The sequence below is a fragment of the Priestia sp. TGN 0903 genome, assembly GCF_050846855.1.
Lineage (GTDB): Bacteria > Bacillota > Bacilli > Bacillales > Bacillaceae_H > Priestia > Priestia zanthoxyli.
This window is the reverse complement of the sequence record NZ_JBOZGL010000003.1, coordinates 549,793-575,924: the sequence shown is the minus strand read 5'-3', so window position 1 is coordinate 575,924 and position 26,132 is coordinate 549,793. Positions and strand designations below refer to the sequence as shown.

29 protein-coding genes are annotated in these 26,132 nt (G+C 38.7%); 8 read left to right on the top strand and 21 right to left on the bottom strand.

The genetic code is table 11. The features are described 5' to 3' along the window. Positions 1 to 5: 5 nt before the first annotated feature. From ACRPLY_RS13960 to ACRPLY_RS13945, 4 genes are all read right to left on the bottom strand, one after another. Entirely contained in the window at positions 6 to 2,279 is a 2,274-nt protein-coding gene (locus ACRPLY_RS13960) for a T7SS effector LXG polymorphic toxin (protein WP_325076380.1), read from the bottom strand. A gap of 219 nt (positions 2,280 to 2,498) precedes the next feature. Continuing rightward, on the bottom strand, positions 2,499 to 3,782 hold the full coding sequence (locus ACRPLY_RS13955) for an ABC transporter substrate-binding protein (protein WP_028412948.1): 1,284 nt from the start codon (positions 3,780 to 3,782) through the stop codon (positions 2,499 to 2,501). A 70-nt stretch (positions 3,783 to 3,852) separates the two neighbouring features. Further along, positions 3,853 to 4,680 (bottom strand): carbohydrate ABC transporter permease, encoded by an 828-nt coding sequence (locus tag ACRPLY_RS13950; protein WP_013057493.1) that lies wholly within the window; start codon positions 4,678 to 4,680, stop codon positions 3,853 to 3,855. Further along, a complete protein-coding gene (locus ACRPLY_RS13945; protein ID WP_028412947.1) occupies positions 4,680 to 5,642 on the bottom strand; it encodes a carbohydrate ABC transporter permease in 963 nt (320 codons plus the stop codon). Before ACRPLY_RS13945 ends, ACRPLY_RS13950 begins: the two co-directional genes overlap by 1 nt. A 230-nt stretch (positions 5,643 to 5,872) precedes the next feature. On the opposite strand from ACRPLY_RS13945, the gene ACRPLY_RS13940 reads away from it, so the two are divergent. Next, on the top strand, positions 5,873 to 6,712 hold the full coding sequence (locus ACRPLY_RS13940; protein ID WP_098999492.1) for an SDR family oxidoreductase: 840 nt from the start codon (positions 5,873 to 5,875) through the stop codon (positions 6,710 to 6,712). Between the two features lie 69 nt (positions 6,713 to 6,781). On the opposite strand, the gene ACRPLY_RS13935 is transcribed toward ACRPLY_RS13940, so the two are convergent. The 7 genes from ACRPLY_RS13935 to ACRPLY_RS13905 form a co-directional block, all read right to left on the bottom strand. Further along, the gene (locus ACRPLY_RS13935) at positions 6,782 to 8,113 is read right to left on the bottom strand and encodes a TIGR00366 family protein (protein WP_014459643.1); all 1,332 of its coding nucleotides are present in this window, start codon (positions 8,111 to 8,113) and stop codon (positions 6,782 to 6,784) included. Between the two features lie 125 nt (positions 8,114 to 8,238). Further along, on the bottom strand, positions 8,239 to 8,724 hold the full coding sequence (locus ACRPLY_RS13930) for a GNAT family N-acetyltransferase (protein ID WP_028412945.1): 486 nt from the start codon (positions 8,722 to 8,724) through the stop codon (positions 8,239 to 8,241). 103 nt (positions 8,725 to 8,827) lie between these two features. Next, positions 8,828 to 9,061 (bottom strand): hypothetical protein, encoded by a 234-nt coding sequence (locus ACRPLY_RS13925; RefSeq protein ID WP_063247778.1) that lies wholly within the window; start codon positions 9,059 to 9,061, stop codon positions 8,828 to 8,830. Positions 9,062 to 9,161: 100 nt separating this feature from the next. Then, positions 9,162 to 9,347, bottom strand: coding sequence for a DUF4083 family protein (locus ACRPLY_RS13920; RefSeq protein ID WP_013057499.1), 186 nt, complete (start codon positions 9,345 to 9,347; stop codon positions 9,162 to 9,164). 92 nt (positions 9,348 to 9,439) lie between these two features. Then, complete coding sequence (locus ACRPLY_RS13915) at positions 9,440 to 10,546, bottom strand: CapA family protein (RefSeq protein WP_014459640.1); 1,107 nt, start codon at positions 10,544 to 10,546, stop codon at positions 9,440 to 9,442. Positions 10,547 to 10,859: 313 nt separating this feature from the next. Further along, positions 10,860 to 12,104 (bottom strand): YeeE/YedE family protein, encoded by a 1,245-nt coding sequence (locus ACRPLY_RS13910; RefSeq protein ID WP_165635317.1) that lies wholly within the window; start codon positions 12,102 to 12,104, stop codon positions 10,860 to 10,862. A 172-nt stretch (positions 12,105 to 12,276) separates the two neighbouring features. Next, entirely contained in the window at positions 12,277 to 13,314 is a 1,038-nt protein-coding gene (locus tag ACRPLY_RS13905) for an EAL domain-containing protein (protein ID WP_165635318.1), read from the bottom strand. 199 nt (positions 13,315 to 13,513) lie between these two features. Between ACRPLY_RS13905 and ACRPLY_RS13900 the strand changes: the two genes are divergently transcribed. Beyond that, positions 13,514 to 13,846, top strand: a complete 333-nt coding sequence (locus tag ACRPLY_RS13900) for a hypothetical protein (RefSeq protein WP_033579345.1) — start codon at positions 13,514 to 13,516, stop codon at positions 13,844 to 13,846. A gap of 36 nt (positions 13,847 to 13,882) precedes the next feature. Here the strand turns inward: ACRPLY_RS13900 and ACRPLY_RS13895 are convergent, their stop codons facing one another. Then, the gene (locus tag ACRPLY_RS13895) at positions 13,883 to 15,055 is read right to left on the bottom strand and encodes an iron-containing alcohol dehydrogenase (protein ID WP_098113144.1); all 1,173 of its coding nucleotides are present in this window, start codon (positions 15,053 to 15,055) and stop codon (positions 13,883 to 13,885) included. A gap of 85 nt (positions 15,056 to 15,140) precedes the next feature. Continuing rightward, positions 15,141 to 16,031, bottom strand: a complete 891-nt coding sequence (locus ACRPLY_RS13890; RefSeq protein ID WP_034268834.1) for a LysR family transcriptional regulator — start codon at positions 16,029 to 16,031, stop codon at positions 15,141 to 15,143. A 218-nt stretch (positions 16,032 to 16,249) separates the two neighbouring features. Between ACRPLY_RS13890 and ACRPLY_RS13885 the strand changes: the two genes are divergently transcribed. Together ACRPLY_RS13885 and ACRPLY_RS13880 are read left to right on the top strand one after the other, a co-directional pair. Continuing rightward, on the top strand, positions 16,250 to 16,396 hold the full coding sequence (locus ACRPLY_RS13885) for a hypothetical protein (RefSeq protein ID WP_013057506.1): 147 nt from the start codon (positions 16,250 to 16,252) through the stop codon (positions 16,394 to 16,396). A 167-nt stretch (positions 16,397 to 16,563) separates the two neighbouring features. Next, complete coding sequence (locus tag ACRPLY_RS13880; protein WP_325076381.1) at positions 16,564 to 17,475, top strand: DMT family transporter; 912 nt, start codon at positions 16,564 to 16,566, stop codon at positions 17,473 to 17,475. Between the two features lie 186 nt (positions 17,476 to 17,661). On the opposite strand, the gene ACRPLY_RS13875 is transcribed toward ACRPLY_RS13880, so the two are convergent. From ACRPLY_RS13875 to ACRPLY_RS13865, 3 genes are all read right to left on the bottom strand, one after another. Beyond that, the gene (locus tag ACRPLY_RS13875; protein WP_182028923.1) at positions 17,662 to 18,399 is read right to left on the bottom strand and encodes a hypothetical protein; all 738 of its coding nucleotides are present in this window, start codon (positions 18,397 to 18,399) and stop codon (positions 17,662 to 17,664) included. An 85-nt stretch (positions 18,400 to 18,484) separates the two neighbouring features. After that, positions 18,485 to 18,934 carry a GNAT family N-acetyltransferase gene (locus ACRPLY_RS13870; protein WP_155010064.1) on the bottom strand — a complete coding sequence of 150 codons (450 nt, stop codon included), beginning with the start codon at positions 18,932 to 18,934 and terminating at the stop codon, positions 18,485 to 18,487. Then, positions 18,931 to 20,163: an MFS transporter gene (locus ACRPLY_RS13865; protein WP_432231887.1), complete on the bottom strand. Its 1,233-nt coding sequence runs from the start codon at positions 20,161 to 20,163 to the stop codon at positions 18,931 to 18,933. The genes ACRPLY_RS13870 and ACRPLY_RS13865 overlap by 4 nt, the downstream gene beginning before the upstream one ends. Positions 20,164 to 20,291: 128 nt before the next feature. Here ACRPLY_RS13865 and ACRPLY_RS13860 point away from each other — a divergent pair, with 128 nt between their 5' ends. After that, positions 20,292 to 20,696: a hypothetical protein gene (locus ACRPLY_RS13860; RefSeq protein WP_028412934.1), complete on the top strand. Its 405-nt coding sequence runs from the start codon at positions 20,292 to 20,294 to the stop codon at positions 20,694 to 20,696. A 43-nt stretch (positions 20,697 to 20,739) separates the two neighbouring features. Continuing rightward, complete coding sequence (locus tag ACRPLY_RS13855) at positions 20,740 to 21,411, top strand: VOC family protein (RefSeq protein WP_155010062.1); 672 nt, start codon at positions 20,740 to 20,742, stop codon at positions 21,409 to 21,411. Between the two features lie 77 nt (positions 21,412 to 21,488). Here ACRPLY_RS13855 and ACRPLY_RS13850 read toward each other — a convergent pair whose 3' ends face one another. Then, positions 21,489 to 22,001 carry a topology modulation protein gene (locus tag ACRPLY_RS13850; protein ID WP_028412932.1) on the bottom strand — a complete coding sequence of 171 codons (513 nt, stop codon included), beginning with the start codon at positions 21,999 to 22,001 and terminating at the stop codon, positions 21,489 to 21,491. A gap of 253 nt (positions 22,002 to 22,254) precedes the next feature. Between ACRPLY_RS13850 and ACRPLY_RS13845 the strand changes: the two genes are divergently transcribed. Continuing rightward, complete coding sequence (locus tag ACRPLY_RS13845; protein WP_033579352.1) at positions 22,255 to 22,485, top strand: hypothetical protein; 231 nt, start codon at positions 22,255 to 22,257, stop codon at positions 22,483 to 22,485. Positions 22,486 to 22,527: 42 nt separating this feature from the next. Here ACRPLY_RS13845 and ACRPLY_RS13840 read toward each other — a convergent pair whose 3' ends face one another. The 4 genes from ACRPLY_RS13840 to ACRPLY_RS13825 form a co-directional block, all read right to left on the bottom strand. Continuing rightward, positions 22,528 to 22,887: a hypothetical protein gene (locus tag ACRPLY_RS13840; RefSeq protein WP_155017333.1), complete on the bottom strand. Its 360-nt coding sequence runs from the start codon at positions 22,885 to 22,887 to the stop codon at positions 22,528 to 22,530. A 62-nt stretch (positions 22,888 to 22,949) separates the two neighbouring features. Then, complete coding sequence (locus tag ACRPLY_RS13835; protein WP_013083640.1) at positions 22,950 to 23,711, bottom strand: glucose 1-dehydrogenase; 762 nt, start codon at positions 23,709 to 23,711, stop codon at positions 22,950 to 22,952. Next, complete coding sequence (locus tag ACRPLY_RS13830) at positions 23,708 to 24,739, bottom strand: zinc-dependent alcohol dehydrogenase (RefSeq protein WP_205664127.1); 1,032 nt, start codon at positions 24,737 to 24,739, stop codon at positions 23,708 to 23,710. Before ACRPLY_RS13830 ends, ACRPLY_RS13835 begins: the two co-directional genes overlap by 4 nt. Before the next feature lie 81 nt (positions 24,740 to 24,820). Next, entirely contained in the window at positions 24,821 to 25,453 is a 633-nt protein-coding gene (locus tag ACRPLY_RS13825; RefSeq protein WP_223546119.1) for a GntR family transcriptional regulator, read from the bottom strand. A 211-nt stretch (positions 25,454 to 25,664) separates the two neighbouring features. Between ACRPLY_RS13825 and ACRPLY_RS13820 the strand changes: the two genes are divergently transcribed. Next, positions 25,665 to 26,123, top strand: a complete 459-nt coding sequence (locus ACRPLY_RS13820) for a hypothetical protein (protein WP_098113156.1) — start codon at positions 25,665 to 25,667, stop codon at positions 26,121 to 26,123. Positions 26,124 to 26,132: the final 9 nt, after the last annotated feature.

The following is a 26,132-nucleotide window of genomic DNA, read 5'->3' as shown; positions in this document are numbered from 1 at the left end:
CACCTCTAGTTTCTATATAGGAAGTCTATTTTGCCTGTTAATAAGTCTTTTCTAGTTTTATCTAATAAATTAACTATAAGCTCCGTCTTTTGTTCATGAGGTATAGGAGCGTTGTCGATTCTCAGTATGCTGTCCTTCAAGTAGTCTTTATAGACTTTCCCATGTCCCCAAAAACTCTTTCCAGTTAGCCAATAATCTCCATACAAATGGTGTACAACTTGTCCTGGCCAAAATTTAAACTCTTTTGCGGTGATAAAAACTCCATTAGCAGCAGAATTAATATCTATACCATATTTCTCTAAATACTCTCTCATCCCTCCATCGTTTACAGGAACGATATGATGAGCTTGAGAATTTTTCGGCCGTATAATACCGGCATTCTTTAATTCATCGCTTAGTATTACAGAATCTTGTTTGGATTTACTATGTGTTTTCTGAATAGTCCAAGCTTGATTTTTCCTCACTTGATTAGCGTATTGTTCTGCTTTTTTAGCAGCCATTAACCTTAATCGCTGAATTCTATCAGCATTCACCTTACGTTTTACCGGTATTATCTTTAATATTTTTTCTTTGCTTAAACGTAAATTAATCGCTTGAAGCTCCCGGTTAGTTAGGTGTGTAACATCTTTACTAGGAGCTACTAAGCTACCTTTCCAGCTTGCTGGGTCAACTAAACCCTCTTTTACAGCCGCTGCTAATTTGGCCTTACTAGCTTGATTAAACTCTAGTTTGTTAATAATATCTAAGTTCTTTGATAAAGTTTCAGCAGATCTAGTTTCTGAGTTAACAGCCTCAAGACTTTTTGAAGATTGAGAGCCTCTTCCACTACCTTTCGATGGCACATTCCAATCAGAAGTAGTTTTATAAATATTGTTTTCTAGATGAGATGAAGACTTGGAATATAAGCTTGACTCAGACACTGCACTTTCTCCAGCAAAAGCTAAGTGTCTTTGAACGCCTGTAGTATTGGCTAAATTAGAGGTTTCTTTAAACGTATGCTTTGCTTGTTCACCTAGCACTTTTGCTCCTTGAATGACTTCTTTCGTATCTTTGGCGACTTTCTGAGTAATTACTGCACCAGCTCCGCTTCCAAATAGCCCTCCAAATGCTCCTATTAACGCGCTTTTACGCTCATCTTCATCTAGCTTATTTCCAAGTACATCTTTTCCTGTTACATATTCGTACGTCCCATTCGTACCTACAAGTCCGTAAAGACCTTTTTCGGTGTTCTGAAGAACATGAAACGATTTAGGATTTTTATATGCAAGCAGTGCATCGTGAGCCGCATTCATTCCTTTACCAGCTTTATATACACCTTTTACTCCTTTTGCTCCTTTACCAATCCATCCTACTACTGGAATAAAACCAGCTGCAGCCATTGCCGCTGCAGTTGCTCGCTGAGTGGCAGAGAGCTTTTTACCCGTCACAGGATCTACACCTTCGGTTGCTCGCTTATAATCATAATATCCAGTCGCTTCTCCTGTAAAGGTTGAAACGACTTCCCATGTTTTTTCATACCATGGTTTATTTGCTTCAATTTCTGCTTGTCTTTTATTTTCATAGTATGTTTTTTCTTCTTTTTTTGCTTTTAAATAACTTTTTGTATTTTGGCTAATTTTTTGCTGTACTTTGTATTTTTCACTATTATGATAGGCTTTAGTGTCAAAAACAACTTGATAAGCTCCACTTCCTTGAGAAGTTAACGCTTCTAGCTCATCAACACTGCTTTTTACAGATTGATAATTTTCATCTAAACTTGCATATTCAGTAGACCAATTATGATCTAGTTTTTCTACTGCAGTAATAGTACTAGCCCTCTTTTTATCTGCGCTCTTTAGCTTCGATTGAACATCCTTTGTTGAAAAAGCGTCCAACGGCAAAATATCATGTATATCGTTCAAGATATCTTTCAAATCTTTATGTTGTGCTTCAATCATTTGTGTTGACTGATTATTAGCTACTTCGAGTTCATGTTCTAAAAAAGATACATCAACAATCGTATGACCATCTAACTTTTCTTCGTGTGCACGTTCTGATAATACAGAAAAATAGGCGTAGTGAGCGGAAACTAATGCTTCCCAATAGCCAACCACGTCTACCTGCATTTGATAAAATTTTTTAATTTGGTCTGCACCTTTCCCTTGAAATTCGGTATCTAAGTTTGCTACACCTTGTAATGCTTTTTTCAGTTCACCTAATTCTTCATTAAGCTTTTTATATGTACTTACACGCTCTTTTGCATAAGCAAGCAGCGAACTTGCTTCATACACTTTACCCATTAAATTCCCTCTTTTATCACTTTAATTAGAAAACCATCAAACTTTTTGTATTTAATCTAACTTTTCCCTATATTATCCATTATAAAGTTTCAGCTAACCTATCTAAATAGGAATATCTAACCTTTTATACACAATTAATTTCTATAAAAAGGATAAAGATACAAAAATATCATATCTTTGATTCCACAAAAAAAGACAACCAAAAGGTTGTCTTTTCAATTACTTCAACTCAGCCCATCTTTTATCTAATGATTTTAACAGCTCATCTTCAGATGTTTGGCCGCCGATGTATTCTTGTACATCTGCTCCAAATTTTTGCGTTACGCCTTCAGGGAACTTTGTCCATTCCCAAGGAATCGTTTTTTGATCTTTAGAATATTTAAGAAGCTCGTCACCTAAAGGTCCGATGTCTTTTGCTTCGATTGACTTAAAGGCTGGAATGTACTTGAAGTCTTCTACTAGCGCTTTTTGACCTTCTTTAGATGTAACCATCCAGTTTAAGAAGTCTTTGGCTGCTTTTTTATCTGCCGCTGGTGCTTGTTTGTGAATAACCCAGTTGCTTGGAACGTCAATTGCAAGCTTGTCAGATACAGCTGCATCATCGCTTAACGGCATAGGTAGAATACCTACATCCATGTTCGGCGTAATTTTATCAAGCATTGGCTGAATCCAGTTTCCTTGCTGAATCATCGCTGCTTCACCGGTCGCAAATTTCGTTACTTGCGTGTTGTAGTCCGTCGTTAACGGATTTTTGTTTCCATATTTCACTGTTAAATCAAGCAGCTTTACATACTGTTTGAACTGCTCGTTTCCTGCGATTTTCGTACTGCCGTCATTTAATCCTTTAATAAATGCATCCGGATCTTTTTGACTGGCAAATGGAATGTTTAAGCCGTGGTTTCCAAGCACCCACCACTCTCCGTAGCCGATAGAAAATGGCGTAATGCCGGCTGCTTTTAGCTTTTTAGCCGCTGCTTCTAATTCTGAATACGTTTTTGGAAGTTCTTTGATGCCTGCTTTTTTGAACAGTTTTTTGTTATATGTAAATCCATAGCCTTCAAGACTGATTGGCTGTCCATATACTTTACCGTCCATCGTCATTGGTGTAAGTGTGTTTTCATATGCGTCATCAACCCAAGGCTGATCTGATAAATCTTCTAATTTATTTTTCCACGTTTTCGCCTCTTGATATCCGCCGTTTGTGAAAAGGTCGGGTGCATTGCCCGACGCAAACTGCGCTTTTAAGGCTGCTGCACCGTCAGCTCCTCCACCAACCGTTTGGATATTGAACTTCACGTTTGGATGTTCTTTTGTATATTGATCAGTTAGAGCTTTTAGCTGATCTGCAATTTCTACTTTTCCTTGAAATACGTCTACTACTACTTGATCTCCGCCGCTTTTTTTATTACCAGATGCGCTTTCGTTTGAACATGCGGTTGAAAATAAAAGCGTAGCCGATAAAACACCTACTGCTAAAGGCCATTTTTTCATTTTGAATGCCATTTTCTGTTCCTCCCTATTTGCTGCTGGTTTTGATGCCTCAGCCTCAAAACCAGCCCTGTTGCCGCTTCTATTATTTAATTGAACCGCTTGTAATTCCTTTAACAATGTGTTTTTGCATTGCAAAGAAGAAGATTAATAGCGGGATAATACTGATTACAAGTGCTGCTAGTGCTAAATCCCACTGCTTTGTATACTGACCAAAGAAGAAGAATGTCGCAAGCGGAATCGTTCTTAGCTCAGGATCTTGCAAAACAAGAGACGGAAGTAAGAAGTCATTCCAAATCCATAGGCTGTTTAAGATGACGACAGTTACTGTAATTGGCTTTAATAATGGGAACACAATTCTCCAAAATACGCCTAGACGTGAGCATCCGTCGATGATTGCCGCTTCTTCTAGCTCAACTGGAATTCCTTTAATAAATCCGTGGTATAAGAAAATCGTCATACCTGAACCGAAGCCTAAGTACATGATCACAATACCCCAAATGCTGTTTAACAGATTTAAGTTTCCTGCTACTTTTACAAGTGGAATCATGATGGATTGAAATGGAATAACCATTGCCGCTACGAATGCCATAAAGATAATGCTGCTGATTTTTTTCTTTGTTCGAACCAGCATGTAAGCTGCCATTGAACAGAAGATGACTAGAACTGCGTTACTGATGACTGTAATGATCAGCGAGTTGCTAAGCACTTTTAAGTAGTTCATTTGGTTAAATGCATTAACAAAGTTTTGAAACTGAATCGTTGTTGGCAGTGCCGATGTGTTTGATAAAATTTCTGCAAATGACTTCAGGGAGTTTGAAAGCACGTAATAAAAGGGAACCAAGAACACCAGTCCAAGCAGGACTGCTAAAATTTCAACAATAAAGGTTTTGCTCGTATATTTGTTTCCCATTACGATTCAACCTCCTTCTTCTTCGTGTATGTTACTTGAATAATCGTAATCGCTGCTACGACGATGAAGAAAATTAAGGCTTTTGCTTCACCTAGACCGTATCTGTTATTCACAAATGCTTCTGTATAAATGTTAAGCGCTAACATTTCTGTTGATTTGAATGGACCACCGTTTGTTAATGATAAGTTGACATCAAATACTTTAAATGACCATGATATCGTTAAGAATAAACAAACCGTTACTGCCGGCGCTACCATTGGAATTGTAATGTGACGAAGAATTTGCCATCTGCTTGCTCCGTCAATTTTTGCTGCTTCAATCAGCTCTTGCGGTACGTTTTGCAGTGCTGCTGTGTAAATAAGCATGATATAACCTGCTCCTTGCCATACACTTACAATCACGATGCCCCAAAATGCTGTTTTTGCGTCTCCCAACCAAGGAAGTTCAAAAAGCGAGATTCCCGTGATTTGTCCGATAGATGCAAATCCTTTTACGAAAATGAACTGCCATACAAATCCTAGTAAAAGTCCGCCAATTAAATTCGGCATAAAGAAAACCGTACGTAAAATATTTCGTGTTTTTAACATTTGAGTAACAAGGATTGCTAACACGAACCCAACCACATTCGTTAAGATAATCGCAACGACCGTATATTTTGTTGTGATCCAAAACGACTGCTGAAACTGCTTATCTTCGGTGAACAAGTACTTGAAGTTATCAAGCCCCACCCAGTTAATCGTGCCGTTTACTCCGTTCCAGTCTGTAAATGAGTAATAAATCCCTGTAAAAAATGGTATAAGTACAATCACACAAAACGCTAAAAGTGCGGGCCCTACAAATAGAGCAAATAAACCTGCATTTTTCAAATTTTTACGTTTTTTCGTATTAACTGATGGTTCTCTTTTAAGTTCTTGCTCTAAAGGAACATATTCTGTCTCCTGTAATTTACTTTGGCTATTCATCTTACTAGCACCTCCCTATGTCTTATTTTAGCGAAATCCGCTATTTATGAAACCGCTTTAATTGACGAGTAGGGTGTAAAATATTGACCTTTGTGCAACATTTTCTCCCCTGTGCACATTTTACATACTTTTCTAAAGCATGAAAGAAATATAAGAAAAAGCTAGAAGTGGACGACATATCTTCTTATCTTATACACTAGAAAAAAGATGTAGTTGGGAGGAACATACTCATGACAGCAAAACGAGCGCTAATTACAGGTGCCAATTCAGGAATGGGGCTGGCCACAACGATTGAACTAGCTAAAAAAGGATTCGAAGTCATTATGGTATGCCGAAATGAAGAAAGAGGAAATGCCGCTTTAGAAGAAGCGAAACGCCAAAGCGGATCGGATTCCATATCTCTTATGACCTGTGACCTAGGTTCTCTTGACAGTATCCGGGCTTTCAGTGAAGACTTTACGTCTCGCTACAGTGTACTTGATGTGCTGATTAATAACGCGGGCGTCGTGACAATTAAGCGGGAAACAACACAAGACGGATTTGAAATGATGCTTGGTGTCAATCATTTGGGTCACTTTTTATTAACTAATTTACTTTTAGATCCGCTGAAAAAATCTCAACAGGGACGCATTATAAACGTTGGATCCGGTGCTCATAAAGCGGGAAAAATAGACCTCAACAACCCTCACTTAACAACAGGATTCGGAATATGGCGAGGATACTCTCAGTCTAAATTAGCAAATAACTTATTTACGGTTCATTTAAGTAAAAAGTTAAAAGACACCTCTGTAACCGTAAATTGCCTTCACCCCGGAGCCGTTTCTACCGCTATCGGCGTTAATCGTCAAACAGGTTTTGGAAAAAGCATTCACGCCGTGCTTCGCCCTTTCTTTTTAACACCTCTTCAAGGTGCCGAAACAGCTATTTATTTAGCTGACAGTCCTGAAGTGACGCATATTAGCGGCGCTTATTTTTATAAAAAACGCGTGACTCCTCCTTCTTCAAGAGCAAAAAATGAACGGCTTGCAGAAGAATTTTGGGACTGGAGTGCGCGCGAAGTTGGTTTATAAAGTAGATAGATACGCTTGGGAAAGAAAAAAGTAATGAAAAAGGTCAGCTTTTCAGCTGACCTTTTCGTATTAAAAAAACGTTAGTCCTATAGCAAAAATAAAGCCTGATACAATTAAGGTCGTCACGCAGTAGCCCATTATATCGCGTGCTCCGAGCCCTGCGATAGCTAGTGCAGGTAGTGCCCAAAACGGCTGCGCCATATTCATCCATGCTTCTCCGTAAGCAATGGCCATCGCAGCGACTCCCGGATCTACGCCGAGCTGTTCAGCTGCCGGCATAATAAAAGGTCCTTGTACAACCCAGTGTCCTCCTCCCGAGGGAACGAAAAAGTTCACAACGCCGGAACTTAAAAACGCGAGAAACGGAAATGTCGTTTCATTTGAAATCGAGATAAAGGCGTTCGTTAGCTTCCCGCCTAAACCTGATAGCTCCATCATGCCTTGTATACCTGCATAAAACGGAAACTGAATCACAATCCCAGCGGTGCCTTTCGCCGCATTAGAAACGGCATTCATATAGGATAAAGGGGTACGGTGAAGTAAAATACCCGTCGTGAAAAATAATAAATTCACTGTGTTAATATCCATTTTAAAGCCGTTTGTAGCAAAATAATAAATTAAATATGAATACCCAAGAAGTGCAATTGTTAGACTTAAAAACCTGCTGTTTTCCATGCGTACAGCAAATGTTGGCTTAGAAGAAGTTGTCTCAACAACTGTAGCCGGAGCCATTTCATCTTCCGCCAACAGTCTTGGATCAATTTCTACCACTTCTTTTCCCGTCGGCATCATCAGTCTTGTCATAATAGGAAGGACAATTAATAATCCGAGGGTAATAAATAAGTTGTAGCCTGTAAAAATCGTGTCTGACAGCGGAATAAGTCCAGCCGTTTTTTCCATTGGGTTTCCAGGTGTAGCAGCAACAAGAGGAATCGAACCCGACAAACCTCCGTGCCATGTTAAAAACCCTATGTAAGCACAGGCAATTAAAAACCGGTAATCAGATCCCGGCACGCGTTTCGCTACTTCTTTCGCAAACAGCGCACCTACAATTAAGCCAAACCCCCAGTTAATCATACAGGCCATAGCTGCGCCGAGCGTGACCAGAATTACCCCTTGCGCCGGAGTTTTGGCTAACAGCGCTATGTTCACAAGCCACTTCTTTACAAGCGGCGAGCTGGCAAGCGCATGTCCCGTGACAAGCACTAAGCTCATTTGCATCGCAAATGCAAGAAGGTTCCAAAAGCCGCTTCCCCAAAACTGAACCATCTCAATCGGCCCGTGAGGAGTAAAAACAATACCTGATACAAATAAAATCAGCGTCAGGATTAAAGCAAATACAAACGGATCAGGTAAAAAGCGCTGAACAAGCGCCGTGAAGAAATTAGATAACGCTTTCATTTTACTCCTCCTTTACAGGAATGCTCCTGTGAATAAATGTCGACAAGCATCTTTAATTATACATAATTTGTTGAAAATTGTTAATATTTAGTTTAATAAAAACCCTTCTGCTTTCCAGAAGGGTTTTACACACTAAACGTTTGAATAAGAGTTGGCTCTCCGTCAAGTTCAATTTTCTTTTCTTGAAAGGAAATATGTAAGCTTTCATAAATATGTTTCCAAAATGAAATAGCCCGCTTGTTGCCTGCAAGCTCAATAATCATATACGTTCCTTTTCGATGAGAGAAAATGTCTTTTACCGTTTCAGAAGCAATACCCTGCTTTCGGTATTTGTTTAAGATAAAAAAATCATTGATGCAGTAATCTGCTTCTTGCTGAAGTGCGGGCTGTTCAAGAAGTAAAAAAAAGCCCGTCAGCTTATCATCTACTTTAATAAAGTATGGCGAGAGGCCTTCTACTTTCCAAAACAAGGGCAGCTCTTCAAAATGAAAAGCTCCATCTTCGCGAATATCTAAAGAAGGTGTATACGCAGATAAATCATGGAGATAAAGAGAATACAAATTTTGCAAAACGCCCGCTTGGCTTTTAGGTACTTTTTCAATCGTAAGCATTCTTAGTTCATCTCCTTCTTTTCCTATCATAAGGGTTTTTTGTGAAAGTTTACAGTAAAAATGTTTGAGGCAAAGTGAAGATGGATAGTCAAAAAGCTTTTTTTCATTTTGTAGATGTATGAAACGCAATAAAAAAACGATCATCTCCGGTACTGTACGCTCCGTCTGATAATCGTTTTTTATGTTTTGTATGCTGATGCTGAAGTTTTTCCTTCTTTGTTTTGGTTTTGCGCGTTTCCATGTCTGCAAATATAAACAGGCTGCGGTTTAATTCTGGATTTCGTTTTCCTTCACGCGTCATTTTATCACGCATTTTTTTTGCTTTTGACTTTGCCATGTAACTTCCTCCCTATATAAACGATGTATACATATCTTACTGCTTTTTTATAAAATGTCAAGTTTAGAAGCACTGATGTGTTAACAGTGCTTCTGTATAGTCATGACTCTTTATTTTTCAGCATATCATCTAATTTTTGCTCCATTCTCTGAAGCCTTTTTTCATTTGCCCCCTGCTTTTGAATCAACCTTTTTAAGCCTATAATAAATGCAATTATTACTCCTGCTATTCCTATCAGGATCAGCAGCATAAGAATTTGAAAAATAATATCACCTATATTAACCATAGTTCCACCTTTTATCTATTTTTTTACATTATATCATTTTTTTAGTTATTTCTGCTTTATTTTATAAAAAAAAGCTCTCAGTGCTGAGAGCTTCATTTACTATCTTCATCGTAGACCGTCCACTTTTCCTGTTTGATTTGATTGGAAACATCAATCAGTTTATTTTTTACCCGGTCCTTTTCTGCTCCTGTTAAAGGCGTAGGTCGGTAGTCGTTTCGCGCCGTTGTGGAAGAAATGCGGAATGGAATCACATTGATGTCTTTGTTTGTCGTTAGCTTTCCATCTTTAATCGTAAACGTCTGCTGAAATACAAATGTATCCTTATCACTTGGATTTTTGTTTCCGCCAAACATAAAGTTTCCTAAGCTATAGACAATAAATTTATTTTTGTATTCTTCAATTCCTTGAACAACGTGAGGGTGATGACCTAAAATCAAATCTGCTCCGTTATCAATTGTATACTTCGCCAGTGCCTGCTGCGCTGTATCAGGAACATAGTGTCGTTCAGATCCCCAGTGGAAATGCACAATAATAATTTTAGCGCCTTTTTCTTTTAAAGACTTAATTCCGTCTTTAATCTGACTTCTTACTTCTTTTGTGTCATCCCAGCCCGGATATCCAAGCAATCCTACTTTGACTCCCTTTACCGTTGTAATATATGTATCTTCATAGCCAAAATAGCCTATTCCGCTTTTCTTTAAGTTTTCTCGTGTATCATCATATCCTTGCTGTAAATAATCATGCGTATGATTATTAGCCAAGTTAACGGTTTCAATACTTCCTTGTTTTAAAATATTTACAAACGAAGGATCACCTTTAAAACGAAATGTTTTACTTGCTTTTTCCGTCGCAGTTGTCAGCGTTGTTTCTAAATTAACCGTTGTTAAGTCATCTTGCTCAAAGATCGATTTTACATTTTGCGTAAAATACGGCAGGCCATTTCTTGCTGCTACGTCGTTAAAAGTAGAATCGTACCCAAAGCTTTCATCGTTTCCTAAGGTAAAATCTCCTGCTGCGCTAACTTTAATGGTTGTATTGATTGCGTCTTTTTTCTCTTTTTTACTCGCTTCTTCTTTAGACTTTACTGTTTCTTCTTTTTTCTGCGGCTCAGAAGAGGTTTGTTCTCCTGCTCCTCCGCACGCTCCTAATAAAAAACACAAACTTCCATAAATAACAGCTTTTTTTAAATACTTGTTCATGTAACGTTAAAACCCCTTTTTACGTTTTAATAACTGTGTCTGGACTTGGTGTTTACTGCTTATTTCGCCAAATACATACAATTCTCCTGTTTTATCGGCAAAATAAGTGAAATTTTTATAAAAAAAGGAAGTTTTTATATTCTTTTTGGGTTAGAACAAGAGGATTTGGCTAAGAGAAAAGCAGCGGAAACGATGCGCAGAAAGCCGATGAGCTGTACTAAACTTCAAGTGATTCACAAAATAGCAGAGCGATTCCAAACATCACCTAAAATAAAAACCTCCTTTGCTCATGCAAAGAAGGTTTTATCTAAACTTAACAAATCGAATCATTAGATTTAGGATTTTTGAGTCCAAATAACGGGCGGATAAATAGTGCTAAGCCTGTGCCTAGCATCGCCATAACCATCCATACCCATCCGTGAAGACTAAATGAAGCAATGCCGCCAAAGTAAGCGCCAATATTACAGCCAAAAGCAAGACGCGCACCATATCCCATTAAAAGGCCTCCAACAACAGCTGCTCCTGCAACGCCAGGTTTAATCTTTCCTGGTTTGAACGTTCCTTGCGCAGTCGCTGAAATGAAAGCGCCTAGTATGATCCCAAAATTCAATACGCTGGTAGAGTCTGCTAGCACACTTTGCGTTAGCGCTTCTCCATTTGCACCTTGGAAAAAGCCCCAGCTTGATACATCTATTCCAGCTGCCATCATTGCTTTTCCGCCCCATAAAGCAAAGGCAGAAGTAATACCCCAAGGATTTCCTCTTACAGCCAGCGTTAATGCATTTAATACAGCCAGCACAATCGCTGCAGTGAATAGAGGCCAAGAGCCGCGAATGATCTTTTTCCACCCTTTTGTCGTAGGAAGCTGCTTCATCATAGGCGGATTTTTCTTTTTGGCAATTTGAATCGTAATCCAGTAAATCGCTACAAACGCGATAAGCTGTACAATCCAAGCGCCAAAATAACCAAGGCCTGTCGATTCAGCTAATGAAATAGGAGGAAGCGAAGGTTGTTTTTGCCAAAATGGCAAATGATACGCCCCGAACATAGAGCCTACAATAAAGGCTAAAAGCGTTAAAATCATGGAAGAAGAGCCGCCGCCTAACGAATACAGCGTTCCTGAGGCACATCCATTTCCTAGCTGCATGCCAATTCCAAACATAAACGAACCAACTATCACGCTGACTCCTACAGGTGAAACATATCCTTTTGGCGTTACCCCTGTAAAGCTAAAGCCTGTACTTAAAATAATAGCAAACAGCGTTGACGCAATCGCTAGCATAAGCATATGCGCTTGCAAGCCTTGAACGTTGCCGACAGATACGAGTCGGCGAAATGCTGATGTAAAGCCAAAACGTGCGTACAGAAGCGTCATTCCTAGTGCTAGACCGATAATAAATAACACACCTTGCGTCCAATCAGTCGTTAGCACAATCGCTAGAAGTAAAATAACCGCTGCTATAACCCCTCCTGCAAATAACGGCTTTTGCATAGGGCTTAATTCTGTTACAACAGTAGTTGGCTTTGATTTATATGATGAGTGCAACGTTTGTGCCAAATCATCCACTCCTTTTCTGATAGAAATACTAAGAATTAATATTTATCATCTTATAGCACTTCCCTTTCTCTGTAAACTATTTAGCAAAATGAAAGTGAATTGTTTATTTTTTGAGTATTCTTACTTTCGTTCATACAAAAAGCAGAAGTTTCTGTTCTTCTGCTTTTGGCTGCTAAACGTAAATAGAATGAATCTCTTTTAAAGGTTTAGGATTAGGCTTTGCAAAATAATACCCTTGAAACAAATCATAACCCATCTCTATCAGGCATTTTAAATCTTCTTCTGTTTCTACACCTTCTGCAAGAGCCTGCGCCCCCATTCTATGGGTGATAGCTAACATCTCTTGAGCCACTTTTTTCTGTTTCTCATTCTTACTGACTCCGTTTGTGAATTCAAATGCCAATTTCACGACGTCAGGCTCCACTTCTAAAAGCCGATTCAGCGTATTATAGCCAACTCCTACGTCATCTAGCGCATATTTAAATCCGTGGGAGCGATAATAATTCAAAATGTTTTTCAAATGCTCAATATCTTGAACATCCTCCGTTTCAATCACTTCAAACACTATTTGCTCGGGCTTTATATTCAATTCTTTAATTAATGTAAATGTAGATGCTAAGCAATGCTCAGGGTTATATATTGCTGTAGGAATAAAGTTAATAAAAATCAGCTGATGATCAATAATACTAGCATTTTTTACAGCTTCTAAGCGGCAGGCTCGGTCAAGAGCGAAGGTTTTATTTCTTATTTGAGCAGCTTCAAACATTTTAAAAGGAGGTATAATACTTCCGTCTTCTTCTAATCCTCTTGATAAAATTTCGTGGCCAACGATATGCACGCGTTCGTGATTAACCGATACAATCGGCTGATAATATGAGCAAATTCGCTTGTCTTCAATCAGCTCATCAATCCACAAGGCATCTTTCATTTTTTGGAAAGCGGTGATTGGCTCCATACGCGGCAGGTTTTCAAACGGGCTCCGCTGCTTGGCTTCTACAGCCCGCACATGCCGAGGGTCTAAACGCTGATGAACATAATCCATAAAACTCCAAAAGATATCTTCCCTCATCCAGACCATATCTTCTCCAAGAGCCTTCCATTGGTTTTGAGAAATATCTTTAAAGTATTTTTCCAATTTCTTCACATCGCTTGATTGCTGAAAAGAAACCGTATATCCTGTCCTAATTGGCAGACACGCGTCGCACCCCATAGCTCATCTTCTCCCTCATTTATCATCAGTTTTTTGTATGTATACTTGGATAGTTCTTAAGAACTATACCACTTTTAAGAAACTTGCAAACCCTATTTTTTCGCTAAAATAGAATGTACCAAAAAGTTTTGGTAAAATGATAGACGTGTTTTATTGTCTACATCATAAGACGCACTTGATAAAAGGAAGTGAACCATACATGAGCAAAAACCGTTTTACGAAGTGGTTTTTATTTTCTTTACTACTCTTTGCCTTGAGTACTGGAGCAATGTATTATACGCTCTATATATCGTACTGGGCGTATTCTATTAAGCTGTTTTTAATTGTGGTGCCGCTCTTTACATTATTATCGGTTGCTTTTGGTTCGTTGGTAATCGTTCATGAGCGCAAAAGAAAACGCGTATTTCAGCTACAAAATGAAGGAGGCATTCCCAAAAATACGTTTATTCAAGGCTTTTCCGAAATAACGGTAGGAGCAGGCTGCATCTTGCTGTGCTTTTTTCTTTTTCTTTATTTTCTAATGGATTATTAAGTACATATAAAAAAGACGAGCAGGCAGCTCGTCTTTTTATTTGGATCTTTCTAGAATATCTCGAACGCTTGCATAATCAAGCTCTTTATAAGTACCAACACCTGGTTTTACAAAGGTCTTTTCAACAATCGCATCAAATTCAGAGTCATCAATATCATAGTCACGCAAGCTGTTCGGGGCTCCTAAGTCATTCCAGAAAGTGCGAAGCGCTTTTGCACCTTCCATTGCTGTTTCTTCATCGCTTTTTCCTTCTGGGTTGATGCCAAATACGTTTACAGCCAGTTGTTTTACACGAGAAGGATCTTCTTTTAGCACATGCTCCAGCCAGTTAGGGAACAAGATAGCAAGGCCGCCTCCGTGGGGAATATCATACACGGCCGACAGAGCATGTTCAATACGATGAGTAGCCCAGTCTCCTCCATCCGTTCCGTTTGCTAAGCTTCCGTTAAAAGCCGTCGTGCTGATATACATCATTGTTTCACGATACTGATAAGAAGTCAGGTTTGTAAGAAGCTTAGGACCTTCTTGTACAGCTGTTCTTAGCAATGATTCAATAAAGCCGTCGATCATCGGCGTATTTTCTGTGCGGTGAAAATAGTGTTCAAGCGCATGCGACATACTATCAACAATTCCATAGACTGTTTGGTCGCGCGGCACTGAAAACGTGTACGCCGGATCTAAGATAGAAAAGACGGGAAATACATGAGAAGACGTCCAACCTAGCTTTTCTTTTGTTTCCCAATTTGTAATAACAGAAGTTGAATTCATTTCAGATCCTGTTGCCGCAAGTGTTAAGACCGTTCCAAAAGGAAGAGCACCTGTAATCTCTACTTTGCGTGTAATTAAGTCCCATGTATTCCCTTCATATACGGCTCCAGCTGCGATAGCTTTTGTACAATCGATCACGCTTCCTCCCCCAACGGCTAAGAGAAAATCAATGTTTTCTTTTTTACATATGTCAACGCCTTTAGCTACCGTAGTCAAACGAGGGTTCGGTTCTACCCCAGACAGCTCGTGAACGACTGCGTTAATAGACTGAAGTTCAGCTTTCACTTCGTCGTATACGCCATTTTGTTTGATGCTTCCTCCTCCGTATACTAACAGAACGTTTACTTGTTTATGATAAGAAGCAAGCTCTTGCGATAGCTTCGTAATTTGATTTTTTCCAAAGTATAATTTGGTAGGATTGTGCTGCAAAAATATATTCATGTTCTACACCTCTAGTTTTCTTTTCTTGTAAAAAGTGTATCACGAAAGCAGCTTCATCATTATTGAAGATTCTCTATATCTATTATCAATATTTTTGATAACCTTCTTGTACAAGTGAAATGAAGTGTTGAATGGGTGCCGTCAGCCATTTTTTCTTTTTGAATATGAGCTGTGAATAAAGATAAAATTCTTCATGGTCAAACGGGATTTTAATCAGTTTTCCATTTTCAATCTCTTGTTTTACCGCTATTTCTGGCACAAGAGCAATACCTAAATTATCCGCTACGCACTGTTTAATTGCTTCAAGACTGCTAAATGAAATCACCGATTGCATATGAATACCCCTGCTGCGCATCATCTCTTCTAAAAGCGTACGATAAGGGCAGCCACTCTCGGTTAAAATGATGGTTTCACCTTCAAACTCTTCCATTACAACGTTGTTTTTTTCACTAAAAAAATGCGAAGGCGAAGCAATCATAACCATGTTTTCTTTTCGAATAGGAATCACTTCTAAACTTGAAGAGGTTTGAAGGCGATCAAGCAAAACGGCTACGTCATACTTTCCGTCAATAATCCCTTGTGTTAAATTTGGACATAAACCCGCTTCTAGCATAATCTTTAGAGAAGGGTGCTGCTTTTTTAATTCACGAATATACGGTGTAATAAAATAAGCGGCCAGCGACTCCACGGTTCCTATTGAAACTGTTCCTCTAGCATCTTCATTCGTAGTAAGGCGCTCTTTTGCTTCATTTAATAACTCGGTTACTTGATTCACATAATAAAGCAATTCTTCACCAGGCTGAGTCAGCTTCATTTTTTGTCCTGTTCGTTCAAATAGTTTTTGACCGTAATGATCCTCTAATTTTTTTATATGAGTGGTAACGCTTGACTGAGCATACCCTAATTCCTCGCCCGTTCGTGTATAGCTCCCCCACTTCGCTACTTCTTTAAATGTATATAAATAGTTAATATCCATGTGCTGCTCCTTATGTACTGCTGTTTTGTTTCGTTATCCATATGCTAAAGCTGTTCTTAATCAGAACCTATACGTAAATAGAATCACAGTACAGTATAAGCGAACTTGTTTTGCCAAGCAATTTTATCAACCTTAAAAATTCTTTTTATATTAGGCAATTACGTCGTTTTTTGTTCATAGAATGAAAAACAAACTTATGAAAAGAAAGGGTGTATCTCGTGACAGCCTACAAAGAAGTGCTATATAAAGGAAAACGCTTTGTACTGATTCACGTATATGATTCAGGGTACTGTGAAATTCGACCGATTGATCATGCTTTTAAAGTCGAACTTGTGCGATTAGATGAGATAGAACAATGTGGATAACAGTCATGAACGCAGCCATTGCAGCTGCGTTTTTGTTTATATTATAAACAAGTGGATGAGATAAAAATACCTGAATTGGCTGGCCTTTTACATAATTTCTTCCTGTATACTTTGTAACTAAGGATATCCGCACTTATTTAGTTTCTATACTTACTCGAGGTGATGACATGAAAAAAGGCTGGCTGGAATGGATATTATTATCCGTGGCGTTAATTTGGGGAGCCAATTATACAATCGGAAAATTTGGAGTTGCTCATATGTCTTCCATTCAATTTAGCGCACTGCGTTTTATAATGGTTGCTCCTATTCTTTTACTTATTACAGGAATAATAGAGCGAGGCATTCGTATCGAAAAAAAAGACTGGGGTCGTTTAATAGCGGTCAGCATAGTAGGCGTTACGCTCTATCAAACGCTGTTTATGGTATCTGTTAAGTATACGACAGCTACAAATGCTTCTTTACTTATTTCCATGTCTCCTATTTTCACAGGAATCTTAGCTATATTATATAAGCATGAAGCTTTTTCATTAAAAACACAGCTAGGCTCTATGCTTGCTTTTTTCGGGGCTGCGTTTGTCCTGCTGTTTGGTCACTCTAGTCATGCGCTGTCGCAGCTTGCATGGTTCGGAAATATCATGGGGATTGTAGCGGCCATTGCGTGGGGCTGGTACCCGATTTTAGCAAAACCTTTAGTCGTAAAATATTCTGCCTTGCGCGTGACTGCCTGGTCTGCTTTGATTGGAGCTATTCCACTTACTGTCTACTGTCTTTTCACCTATCAAACACTTACCTGGCCAACAGATATAGGCAGCTGGAGCTCTTTGGCATACTCTGTTTTGTTCGTGACGGTGTACGGGCTGGTAATGTGGTACGTAGGAATTGGAAAAATTGGATCTACAAAAGTAATGGTTTACATGTATGTTATTCCTTTATTTGCCGTTGTTTTTGCTGCTGTAGCCATTGGAGAAACCATTAATTCCATGCAGCTGCTTGGAGGACTTATTATTTTTAGCGGTTTGTATATTGTTAAAAAAAGCCCTGCTCCTAAAACAGCTCTCAAACTTAAAAAAGCAAACTAAAAAGAGTAACGGGTTCGGTTGATGCAAAAAAACAAGCTAAAAGCCATGTAATTAAAAGCCTCATTAGCATCTATTTTAATAGTGAATTAGCAATATGAATGGTAACGAATAACGCTCAGATTTTGTCTGAGCGTTATTCGTATATTATTTTAATGTCCTAATTGAATTAAGCCCCCGTTGGTTTTATTAATAAACATTTAGTATGTTGATTAATTTTATGATTTTTTTATCCTCACCTGGGTCAACGTGAACCAGCTTTGCATTTCGAATAATATCCTCTGTGTAATTTTTCATAAAATCCTTATCTACCTGAGCAGAACTGGACCAATGTGAAGGAACGTTGTACACGTTAATTGTACCATTTCCGTTACTACTATAAGTCACTGAACCATCAACAGAACGAGAACCCTCTAATGTAACAACGTCTTTTGGATAGCTAGCACTAGTATCGTCATAAATATTGACTAATTCTCCGGCTGAAATGTGGCGAACATTTAGCTCATCTATCTCTTGATTTGGTCCTAGCTGTAACCAAATTCGAGCATATTCAATTTGTTTGCTCGAATAATTAGATAGTGTTTTTTTGTCTTCCTTCTTACTAACCTTTGAATTACTATTTCCAGACGAAATGCTATCGGAATTTTCATCAACAGCTTTTTCTGAAGAGGCGTCATTTTTATCAGCTTTGTCTGATTGCTTCGACTCACTGCTTGAGGAACTTTCATCTGTTTTACTCGCAGCTTCTTTTGTTGAGGGGCTTCCATCCGTTTTGCCTGTAGCTTCTTTTACTGAGGAATTTATATTCATTTCACTTGTGGTTTCTTCTATGGATTTTTCGTCCTTGTTTCCAGCACACCCTACTAACGTTCCCACCAGCATAAATATAGCAGCATGAAAATAAACACGCTCGGTTCGTTTTTTCATTCGTCAAATCATTCCTTTCGTTTATTTGTTAATTTAAGCGAATGACAATATTTTCGTTTTATATCCAAACCTGTATAAAAAGCAGCTAGACTCTTTTTAAACTGTATTCATGAGTAATTTTATATTGATTATATACGCGTTTAAAACCGGTTCGTTCATAAAATAACGTCGCTTCCTCAGTATCTGTATAAAGAACGAGGCTGTCGTAGTAGTTCTCTGCATAGTGAATAATTTCTTTTAAAAGTCGTTTACCTATACCCTTTCTCCGAAACTGAGCTGAAACATAAAACCTTCTTACTCTTCCAACGTTAGCACACTTACTGTAAGGATCTTGATTAAGGCCCGCTACGGCGATTAATTGGTTTTGTTCACCGTAAACTCCCCACAGTCTTTCGCCTGTTTTATTAAATACGTTTTGCCCGTTTTTATACTCAGCTATTAGCTTGGTAAGAAAGAAAAAGCCTTCCTCCTGGCTTTCTATTAACAGCTCTTTTATATCATGCTCCATAAGATACGTTAGCGTGATGATCTTCATATATTCTCTCCCCGTTCAACAGGTGATGTTGTTTCCACAGACTGCTTGTTATGAACTAATACTGCAATACCTATGAGAGACGTTACCAGCAATAGGAAGCTTGCAAATAGATATACAATCCTCACCCCAAAGAAGTCCGCTACTGTACCTACAAACGCGATAGAAAGAATAAACGCACCCTGTACAAGAGTTGATTTTGCCGCTATTACTTTAGAAAGAACCCCACTGCTGCAGGCATTTTGATAAATGGTTTCCTGCGCTGCGTCTCGAAGCTGATAGGCAGGACCCATCATTACCAAAAGTGCTAAAGCTAAATACGGGTTCGTTACTAAGCCGTAAAAACCGGTTAAAACAGCATAACCGATTGAGCCTGCGAACATAAGAAGCAAAAGCCTTCCTTTTACCATAGAAGACATTCGGTACACAATAATTCCTCCGACTATGCTTCCAAAATAATACGCACCGTTTATATATCCCCACCATACTTCCCCTTTTCCAAGCACTTCTTTCACAAAAGAAAGAGTAATAGCCCCAATCCAAATGGTTCCAACGAGTGATTCAGTTATGTCCATTATAACGAGTGCTCTGATGCGTTTATGTATCCATAAAAAACGCCATCCTTCCATTAGTTTTGCCACGCTTCGCTTTTCTGGTTGTTTATATGTGCGGGCTTCTTTTATAAACAGCAAGCAAACAAACGAGAACAATAAAAGACCTGCCGTTATATATAAAGAATAAGTGAATCCTGTTAAAGACAAAACGAAACCACCAAGGGACCACCCTGCAAATAGAAAGGTTTGGTCAATTGTTGAAAGCAAACTATTCGCCTGCATTCTTTGACTATCACTTACTAAGCTGCGGACAACCGACGTTTTAAAAATAGTAAAAAAACCGTTAAAAAAAGAAATGATCCCAACAATGACAAAACACATCGCTAGTACTGTGACTGTAAATTTTTGTGTGAGTAGCATATACAATCCAGCGAGCATTCCTATTTGCATAACCTGTACAGCCCGCATAATATGAATAGATTTATATGTATCGGCTAGTAAAGGTACGCTAAGACCACTAAGGAGGCGAGCAAGTAAGCTCGTCATCGTAATCATTGATGCAAGAGCTGTTGAACCGGTGTTTTGATTTATATAGGAAGTCAGGGCCATTGTATAAAGAACAAAACCTAAATTTGTGGTTACTTGACTTGCTGCTAAAAAATAAAAACGCTGAGTCAATTTTTTCTCCTTTCCGTTAGGCGTAACATACAAAGGGATAATATTTTTTGTTAATTTTTCCCTTTTTAAACTATAACACTATTTGACGAAATCCAAAACTATCTATAATTTAGTAGATGGAGGTTTTTATGTTTAAATATAGTTTTCTTATTGTTCTTATTGCTTTTTTACTTATTAACTTTAACGGCCAGGAAAATCAAATTGTAGGTGGGAGAATAAAAAAAGAGCGAAGTGAGGTTTTCTTTGGAGAATATGACAGCTTTACAGGCCGCTACTCTCGGAGCATTAAACTCAAAAAAGGCGTAACCTACGTTTTCAGGCTATCTAAAAACACTAAAAGTGGAGACCTTTCTCTATATGTAGAAGATCCAAGACGTACACGTTTCTTTGAGATGACTAATAACTCTCTTTATCTAACACCCGAAAGAACGAGAAGATATCGTATTAACTTTATAGGCTCTGAGCATAAAGGATCTTTTCAGCTTCACTGGAAAAGCAGCGTTCAAAGGGATGATAATGAAACATCTGTTTAATGCCATGTGATTTAGACAACGTTTAAACGAGGAGGAATGGTTTATGATGATTAATCAAGCTGTCCTGTACACTCATCTACTGGACGAAATGAAGGCTTTTTATGTGAATTCCCTCAATTTCCCATTAACCGCCGCTTCACCGCGTTCTTTTTCCGTTGGAGTTGGTGAAAGTGAGCTAACCTTTAAAGAGACTTCTGTACATACAAAGCCCTTTTACCATTTTGCTTTTAATGTTCCAGCAAACCGCTTTATGGAAGCAAAGAAATGGGCTACTCAGAGAGTCTTCCTCAATACAGAAGAGAAGAAAGATGAGATTTATTTTGAAGCATTTGATGCTCATTCGTTTTATTTTAAAGATCCTGCTCATAATATTGTTGAATACATTTCAAGACATTCAGACTGCCCGCCATCCAACGACCCCTTTTCTTCTAAGTCGCTTTTAAGCATAGGAGAAATCAACTTGACAACGCCTCATGTCCGCTCTGTAGGGACACAGCTTATTAACTCGGGTATCAACGTGCGCAACAACAGGCCATTAAACGAGAACTTTAACTTTTTAGGAAGCGGCAGTGCGTTTTTTCTTGTAGGGGCGCCTAAAAGACGGTGGTTTTTTTCGGACCGAGACTCTGAAGTTCATCCATTAACGGTGAAGGTTAATCATTCTCTAGCAGTTGCGTTAGATAAAAAAGGAATGCTGAAGATTACGCAAGAATGATTGTTTTTTCAATAAAGCCATGTAACAAACGAACTTGTTACATGGCTGTTTTTGTTCAAAATTCAGCTCTACTCCACCTATAGGTTTTGTATATAGTTCTCGATGTCCTTTCTGTTCATCAGCATAAAAACCTTGCAATCCTCATCGTTTCTAAGCTTTTCAAACCGTTTTCTCATCTTTTTTTGCCGCTCTCTGTACGTCGTAAGAATAAATGTAAAAAATGACCAATCTACTTTTTCAGGACATCCTTTTGCCATATCTTCACGCGTTTTTCTTGCATATACAATCCTCCGCTTTATCACTCGGTACACACAAACGATTAGAGGAAGCTCTAAATAAATAATGGTATCTGCACGCTTCACTCGCAGGTCATACGAATTGCTGTAGTTCCCGTCGATAATCCAGCTGTCTTTTTTTACAATGTGCTCCTGCAATTCTCTAAAACTATCATTGTCTCTTTCCGTCCAGCCCGGCTGCCAATACAGGCTGTCTAAATGATGTACTTCTAGATCAAGCTTTTTCCCTAATTTCTTGGCAAATGTGGACTTTCCTACTCCTGGAGAAACGCCCATTACCAGCACTCTTTTCATCTCATCACCTTACCTTTTTAGAAAATAAAGCTAATTGAAGAGAAGGCAACTGTTTATACTGACTCGGTGTACTAAAAGCAGACTGCTGTATAAAGAAGCTTCATGTTAGCAGTTTTATTCGCATAATTTTCAGATAACATATAAACATTCATCATAAATTTCTGTATTCCTTCTTGCTTTGTAGTAAATAGGTTGCTTTTATTAATCGTTTCCTTTACCTTAAATGTGAGTATATAAAAGTAAGGTGAAAAAAATGAATGCATCTATGCTAAAGAGATTTTTACGAAACCTCGGGATTTTTATTTATATTGTCATCGCAGCTATTAATATTTACTTAACGAGAAATGACTTGAGCGATATGCTTACTCGCCTTGTGCTGCTGACTATTTTACTTCCTTTGTTTTTTAGTTTTGTGTATGCGTTAGGAAAATCACATTTTAAAAGACAAGAAGAGCTCGCTCAACAAGAGAAGAAAAAAGAGTAAAAAAAGCCTTTTATAGAGGGGATTCCCCTTTCTAAAAGGCTTTTACTTTTTTTCATATAACTGAACATTAACTACATCAGGATTAACGTGATACTGCTTGGCAAGTTGATTTACGACTTGCTGAATCTCCTTCTTTTTATAGAAAGAAAGTTGTTCGGCGGGCAGAAGAACGAGAACTTGAGCTTCCGCATAGTCATTCAGCACTCTAACCTCTTGAAAACCATACTGCGTCAAAGCTGATTTTAACTCTTTTTCAAAGTCGCTGCTTTCTTTTGGGACGGCTATGGAGAACCGATTGTAAGAAACTAGCGAAACCTCTTTCTCTTCAGGCTTTGTATACACCGCCCAAGCAGTTGTCAGTACTGTGACAGCAATACCAACATTCAATACCCACACTTTCATACCATGAACGCCCCTTTTAATCGAGTTTGTTCATGATATGAAAAAATTTATTGGTTCATGCGTTATCTTCCTAGCCATCCTCCGTCTACGGCAAGCAAGTGCCCGTGAATATAAGCAGACGCATCAGATGCTAAAAAGACGACCGCTCCCTTAAAATCATCTGCTTGTCCCCATCTTCCTGCGGGAATACGTTCAATAATTTGTCTGCTGCGCGTTTCATCGTTAATAAGTGCTTCATTCATATCAGTAGCAATGTACCCTGGTACAATTCCATTAACATTTACGCCTTTTGCTGCCCATTCATTAGATAAAGCCTTTGTAAGCTGAGCAACTCCGCCTTTTGCTGCGGCATAAGCTGGAACGGTAATACCTCCTTGGTAAGAAAGCAAAGATGCCATATTAATGATTTTTCCGCTTCCTTGTTTAAGCATTTGGCGGCCCGCCTGCTGACATAACAACCATACGGTTTTTAAATTAACGTTCATAACAGCGTCCCAATCTTCTTCTGCAAAGTCTACAGCGGGTGAACGTCTTTGAATGCCCGCGTTGTTCACTAAAATATCGAGCTTGCCAAAATAAGCAACAACCGATGAGATCGCTTCGCTTACTTCAGAAGCGTTTTCTAGATCACAATTAACAATAAAACATTTTCTTCCCAGACGTTCAATTTCTTCTTTTACTCCAAGAAATTCCTTTGATCTCTGCAGCAGAGCGATATCCGAACCTGCTTCTGCCAAAGCAATCGCCATTGATCTTCCAATTCCTCTTGTTGCTCCTGTAATCGCTGCCACTTTACCATCTAAAGAAAACAAATCTACTGTCATTGTTCATTCTCCTCTCCGTTTGGTGCAAATAAAACCTTAAGTGATTCATCAGGCCGCTGCATAAACTCAAACCCCGCTTGAATATCTTCAAGCTGCAGTTTATGAGAAATTAAAGAATCTGCTTCTATTTCACCGTTTGCCAGTAAATCAATAGCCGTCTGAAAATCTTCCCTTGTATAACATCTCGTTGTAGTTAATGAAATTTCTTTAAAGTGCATCGCTGCTAAATCTACTTCTGGAGCGCTTTTGTATACGCTCACCACTACAATCTCTCCTTGAATACGGCTTGTTTCAACCATTTGTTTTGCTGTAATTTGATTTCCGGCTACTTCAAATACAACGTCTGCACCGACTTCATTCGTAAGCAAACGCACTTCTTTTACTACGTCTCTTTTCGCTGCATCAATTGGTATAAAGCCAAGTTCTTTCGCTTTAGTTAAGCGATAAGAACTAATATCTGAGATCATTACTTTTTTTGCTCCTGCTCGTTTCGCAATCATCCCGATTAGCAGTCCAATAGGTCCTGCCCCTAAAATGACAGCTTGGTCTCCTACTTTCAAACGCGAGCGTCGCACTGTATGTACGGCAACCGCTACAGGTTCTGCAAGGGCTGCATGCTCGCTAGACAGTTTCTCTGGCAAGAGGTGAAGGCGGTTCACAGGAACAGCCACGTACTGCGCAAAACCTCCATCTTGATCAATGCCGATTAGTTTTAACTTTTTACAAACGTGAAACTGTCCTTTTACACAAGCTTCGCACGTTCCGCAGCTAAGCGTAGGCTCAACTGCTACGCGGTCACCTAAAGAAAATTCCGTTTCTCCTCGGATCTCCTCTATCACTCCGCTGAATTCATGTCCCATAGTGAGTGGCGCCTGTGCTCTAGGGTGTTTTCCAAAATAAATCATCATATCCGTTCCGCAAATTCCAGCATGAGATACCTTTACAAGCGCTTCTCCTTTTTTTATAACCGGTTTCGCTTTTTGCTGCATAACGGCTTTTGTTTCTGAAACGTAGACACCTGCTTTCATTTCTCCATCCCCTTTTGTATACTTGTCGACAAGTTGAAGAGAAAAATATTCAAAAATATTTCCAATATTTCATCCCTTTTTTTATGCTTCATTCAAAAGTGAAGCTGTTATGGTATTTCGCGTGTCTTCAAAGTGACGCTTCACTTCATCTTGAATGCGTTCTGTATTTTGAGACTTTAATGCCTTAATCATTTCATGATGCTGCTTAATCAGTGGGAGCACAGCTGCTTTATCATCTCGAAATCTTTTTTCAGTCGTAATTAAAAGAGCAGCTAAAATAATTTCACGGATGCTTTCCCACAATTTTAATATCCGCTTGTGGTCTGCTTCGATAATCACGAGCTCATGAAACCGCAAATCTTGATAAGCAAACTCTACATAGTCATCGTATTTAGCTGCCATCTTCATTTGATCAATGCTTTGCTCCAGCTTTTTAATAAGCGAATCATGGTTGACTTCAGATAAACGTTCTAAGACAAAGTGTTCTAAAAGCAGACGAACATCGTACAGCTCGTTTAAATCCCTAGTTGTTAAACCAATAACAACTGCTCCCATTCGCTGTAAATCAATGAGCCCTTCGTTTGAAAGGATCCGCAGCGCTTCTCTGATAGGAGATCGACTCATTCCAAACTCTGACGAGAGCTGATTTTCTGATAGTATGGTTCCTTTTTTCAGCTCGCCGCTCATAATTTGAATTCTTAATTTGTTTACCACTTGTTCTCCCAGCGAGGCTCCGCGAAGCCATCTTTCCGGGTAGGTTACTCTTTTAATGTGTCATCACTTCCTCAACCAACTTGTATACAAGTATTCAAGATTTAGTATATAGATAAGAAACCTGACTGTAAACGTTTTCTTTGCGAAATGTATATTTTTACAATTCTTTCTTACACTAAGAACTACTGATAAATAAAAGGTGGGAAGATGGATGAATCAAATTATATTATGGGGAATTCTTGTTATTCCATGGTTTTTACTGCTACTGCTTGATAAACAGCGGGTTAAACGATTTTTTACTGTAGGGTTGTTTGCTGCATTAATGATGACAATCGCCTATCAAGTAGCGGAAAAAATGCACTGGTGGACGGTTCAAGAAAACGTATTTTTTCTTACTAGCATGGGAGCAACGATTTATTGCCTTCATATTGTGATTACGATCTTTGTCTTTTACCTTACGTATCCCGGGTTTATCTTGTACATAATGGTTAACATTATTTTGGATTTGATTCATGGTTATGTTATTGTTCCTTTTCTCGCTAAAATCGGACTTTATAATTTGTATGATATCAGTCATTTTGGACTTTTCCTTGTCATGACTACCGTAGCTATTATCCTTTACTTGTTTCAACGGCTGCTTGACTTTATATTTGAGGAAATCCCTGCATAAAAAGCCACA

What these genes read in the sequence shown, in the direction of transcription:
- ACRPLY_RS13860 (WP_028412934.1), top strand. Translation starts at nt 20,292, where the DNA reads ATGTTTAAATATAGTTTTCTTATTGTTCTTATTGCTTTTTTACTTATT.
- ACRPLY_RS13875 (WP_182028923.1), bottom strand. Translation starts at nt 18,399, where the DNA reads ATGAAAAAACGAACCGAGCGTGTTTATTTTCATGCTGCTATATTTATG.
- ACRPLY_RS13895 (WP_098113144.1), bottom strand. Translation starts at nt 15,055, where the DNA reads ATGAATATATTTTTGCAGCACAATCCTACCAAATTATACTTTGGAAAA.
- ACRPLY_RS13955 (WP_028412948.1), bottom strand. Translation starts at nt 3,782, where the DNA reads ATGGCATTCAAAATGAAAAAATGGCCTTTAGCAGTAGGTGTTTTATCG.
- ACRPLY_RS13840 (WP_155017333.1), bottom strand. Translation starts at nt 22,887, where the DNA reads ATGAAAGTGTGGGTATTGAATGTTGGTATTGCTGTCACAGTACTGACA.
- ACRPLY_RS13930 (WP_028412945.1), bottom strand. Translation starts at nt 8,724, where the DNA reads ATGCTTACGATTGAAAAAGTACCTAAAAGCCAAGCGGGCGTTTTGCAA.
- ACRPLY_RS13880 (WP_325076381.1), top strand. Translation starts at nt 16,564, where the DNA reads ATGAAAAAAGGCTGGCTGGAATGGATATTATTATCCGTGGCGTTAATT.
- ACRPLY_RS13915 (WP_014459640.1), bottom strand. Translation starts at nt 10,546, where the DNA reads ATGAACAAGTATTTAAAAAAAGCTGTTATTTATGGAAGTTTGTGTTTT.
- ACRPLY_RS13925 (WP_063247778.1), bottom strand. Translation starts at nt 9,061, where the DNA reads ATGGCAAAGTCAAAAGCAAAAAAAATGCGTGATAAAATGACGCGTGAA.
- ACRPLY_RS13820 (WP_098113156.1), top strand. Translation starts at nt 25,665, where the DNA reads ATGAATCAAATTATATTATGGGGAATTCTTGTTATTCCATGGTTTTTA.
- ACRPLY_RS13900 (WP_033579345.1), top strand. Translation starts at nt 13,514, where the DNA reads ATGAGCAAAAACCGTTTTACGAAGTGGTTTTTATTTTCTTTACTACTC.
- ACRPLY_RS13935 (WP_014459643.1), bottom strand. Translation starts at nt 8,113, where the DNA reads ATGAAAGCGTTATCTAATTTCTTCACGGCGCTTGTTCAGCGCTTTTTA.
- ACRPLY_RS13855 (WP_155010062.1), top strand. Translation starts at nt 20,740, where the DNA reads ATGATGATTAATCAAGCTGTCCTGTACACTCATCTACTGGACGAAATG.
- ACRPLY_RS13950 (WP_013057493.1), bottom strand. Translation starts at nt 4,680, where the DNA reads ATGGGAAACAAATATACGAGCAAAACCTTTATTGTTGAAATTTTAGCA.
- ACRPLY_RS13870 (WP_155010064.1), bottom strand. Translation starts at nt 18,934, where the DNA reads ATGAAGATCATCACGCTAACGTATCTTATGGAGCATGATATAAAAGAG.
- ACRPLY_RS13920 (WP_013057499.1), bottom strand. Translation starts at nt 9,347, where the DNA reads ATGGTTAATATAGGTGATATTATTTTTCAAATTCTTATGCTGCTGATC.
- ACRPLY_RS13960 (WP_325076380.1), bottom strand. Translation starts at nt 2,279, where the DNA reads ATGGGTAAAGTGTATGAAGCAAGTTCGCTGCTTGCTTATGCAAAAGAG.
- ACRPLY_RS13835 (WP_013083640.1), bottom strand. Translation starts at nt 23,711, where the DNA reads ATGACAGTAGATTTGTTTTCTTTAGATGGTAAAGTGGCAGCGATTACA.
- ACRPLY_RS13850 (WP_028412932.1), bottom strand. Translation starts at nt 22,001, where the DNA reads ATGAAAAGAGTGCTGGTAATGGGCGTTTCTCCAGGAGTAGGAAAGTCC.
- ACRPLY_RS13945 (WP_028412947.1), bottom strand. Translation starts at nt 5,642, where the DNA reads ATGAATAGCCAAAGTAAATTACAGGAGACAGAATATGTTCCTTTAGAG.
- ACRPLY_RS13830 (WP_205664127.1), bottom strand. Translation starts at nt 24,739, where the DNA reads ATGAAAGCAGGTGTCTACGTTTCAGAAACAAAAGCCGTTATGCAGCAA.
- ACRPLY_RS13940 (WP_098999492.1), top strand. Translation starts at nt 5,873, where the DNA reads ATGACAGCAAAACGAGCGCTAATTACAGGTGCCAATTCAGGAATGGGG.
- ACRPLY_RS13845 (WP_033579352.1), top strand. Translation starts at nt 22,255, where the DNA reads ATGAATGCATCTATGCTAAAGAGATTTTTACGAAACCTCGGGATTTTT.
- ACRPLY_RS13890 (WP_034268834.1), bottom strand. Translation starts at nt 16,031, where the DNA reads ATGGATATTAACTATTTATATACATTTAAAGAAGTAGCGAAGTGGGGG.
- ACRPLY_RS13905 (WP_165635318.1), bottom strand. Translation starts at nt 13,314, where the DNA reads ATGGGGTGCGACGCGTGTCTGCCAATTAGGACAGGATATACGGTTTCT.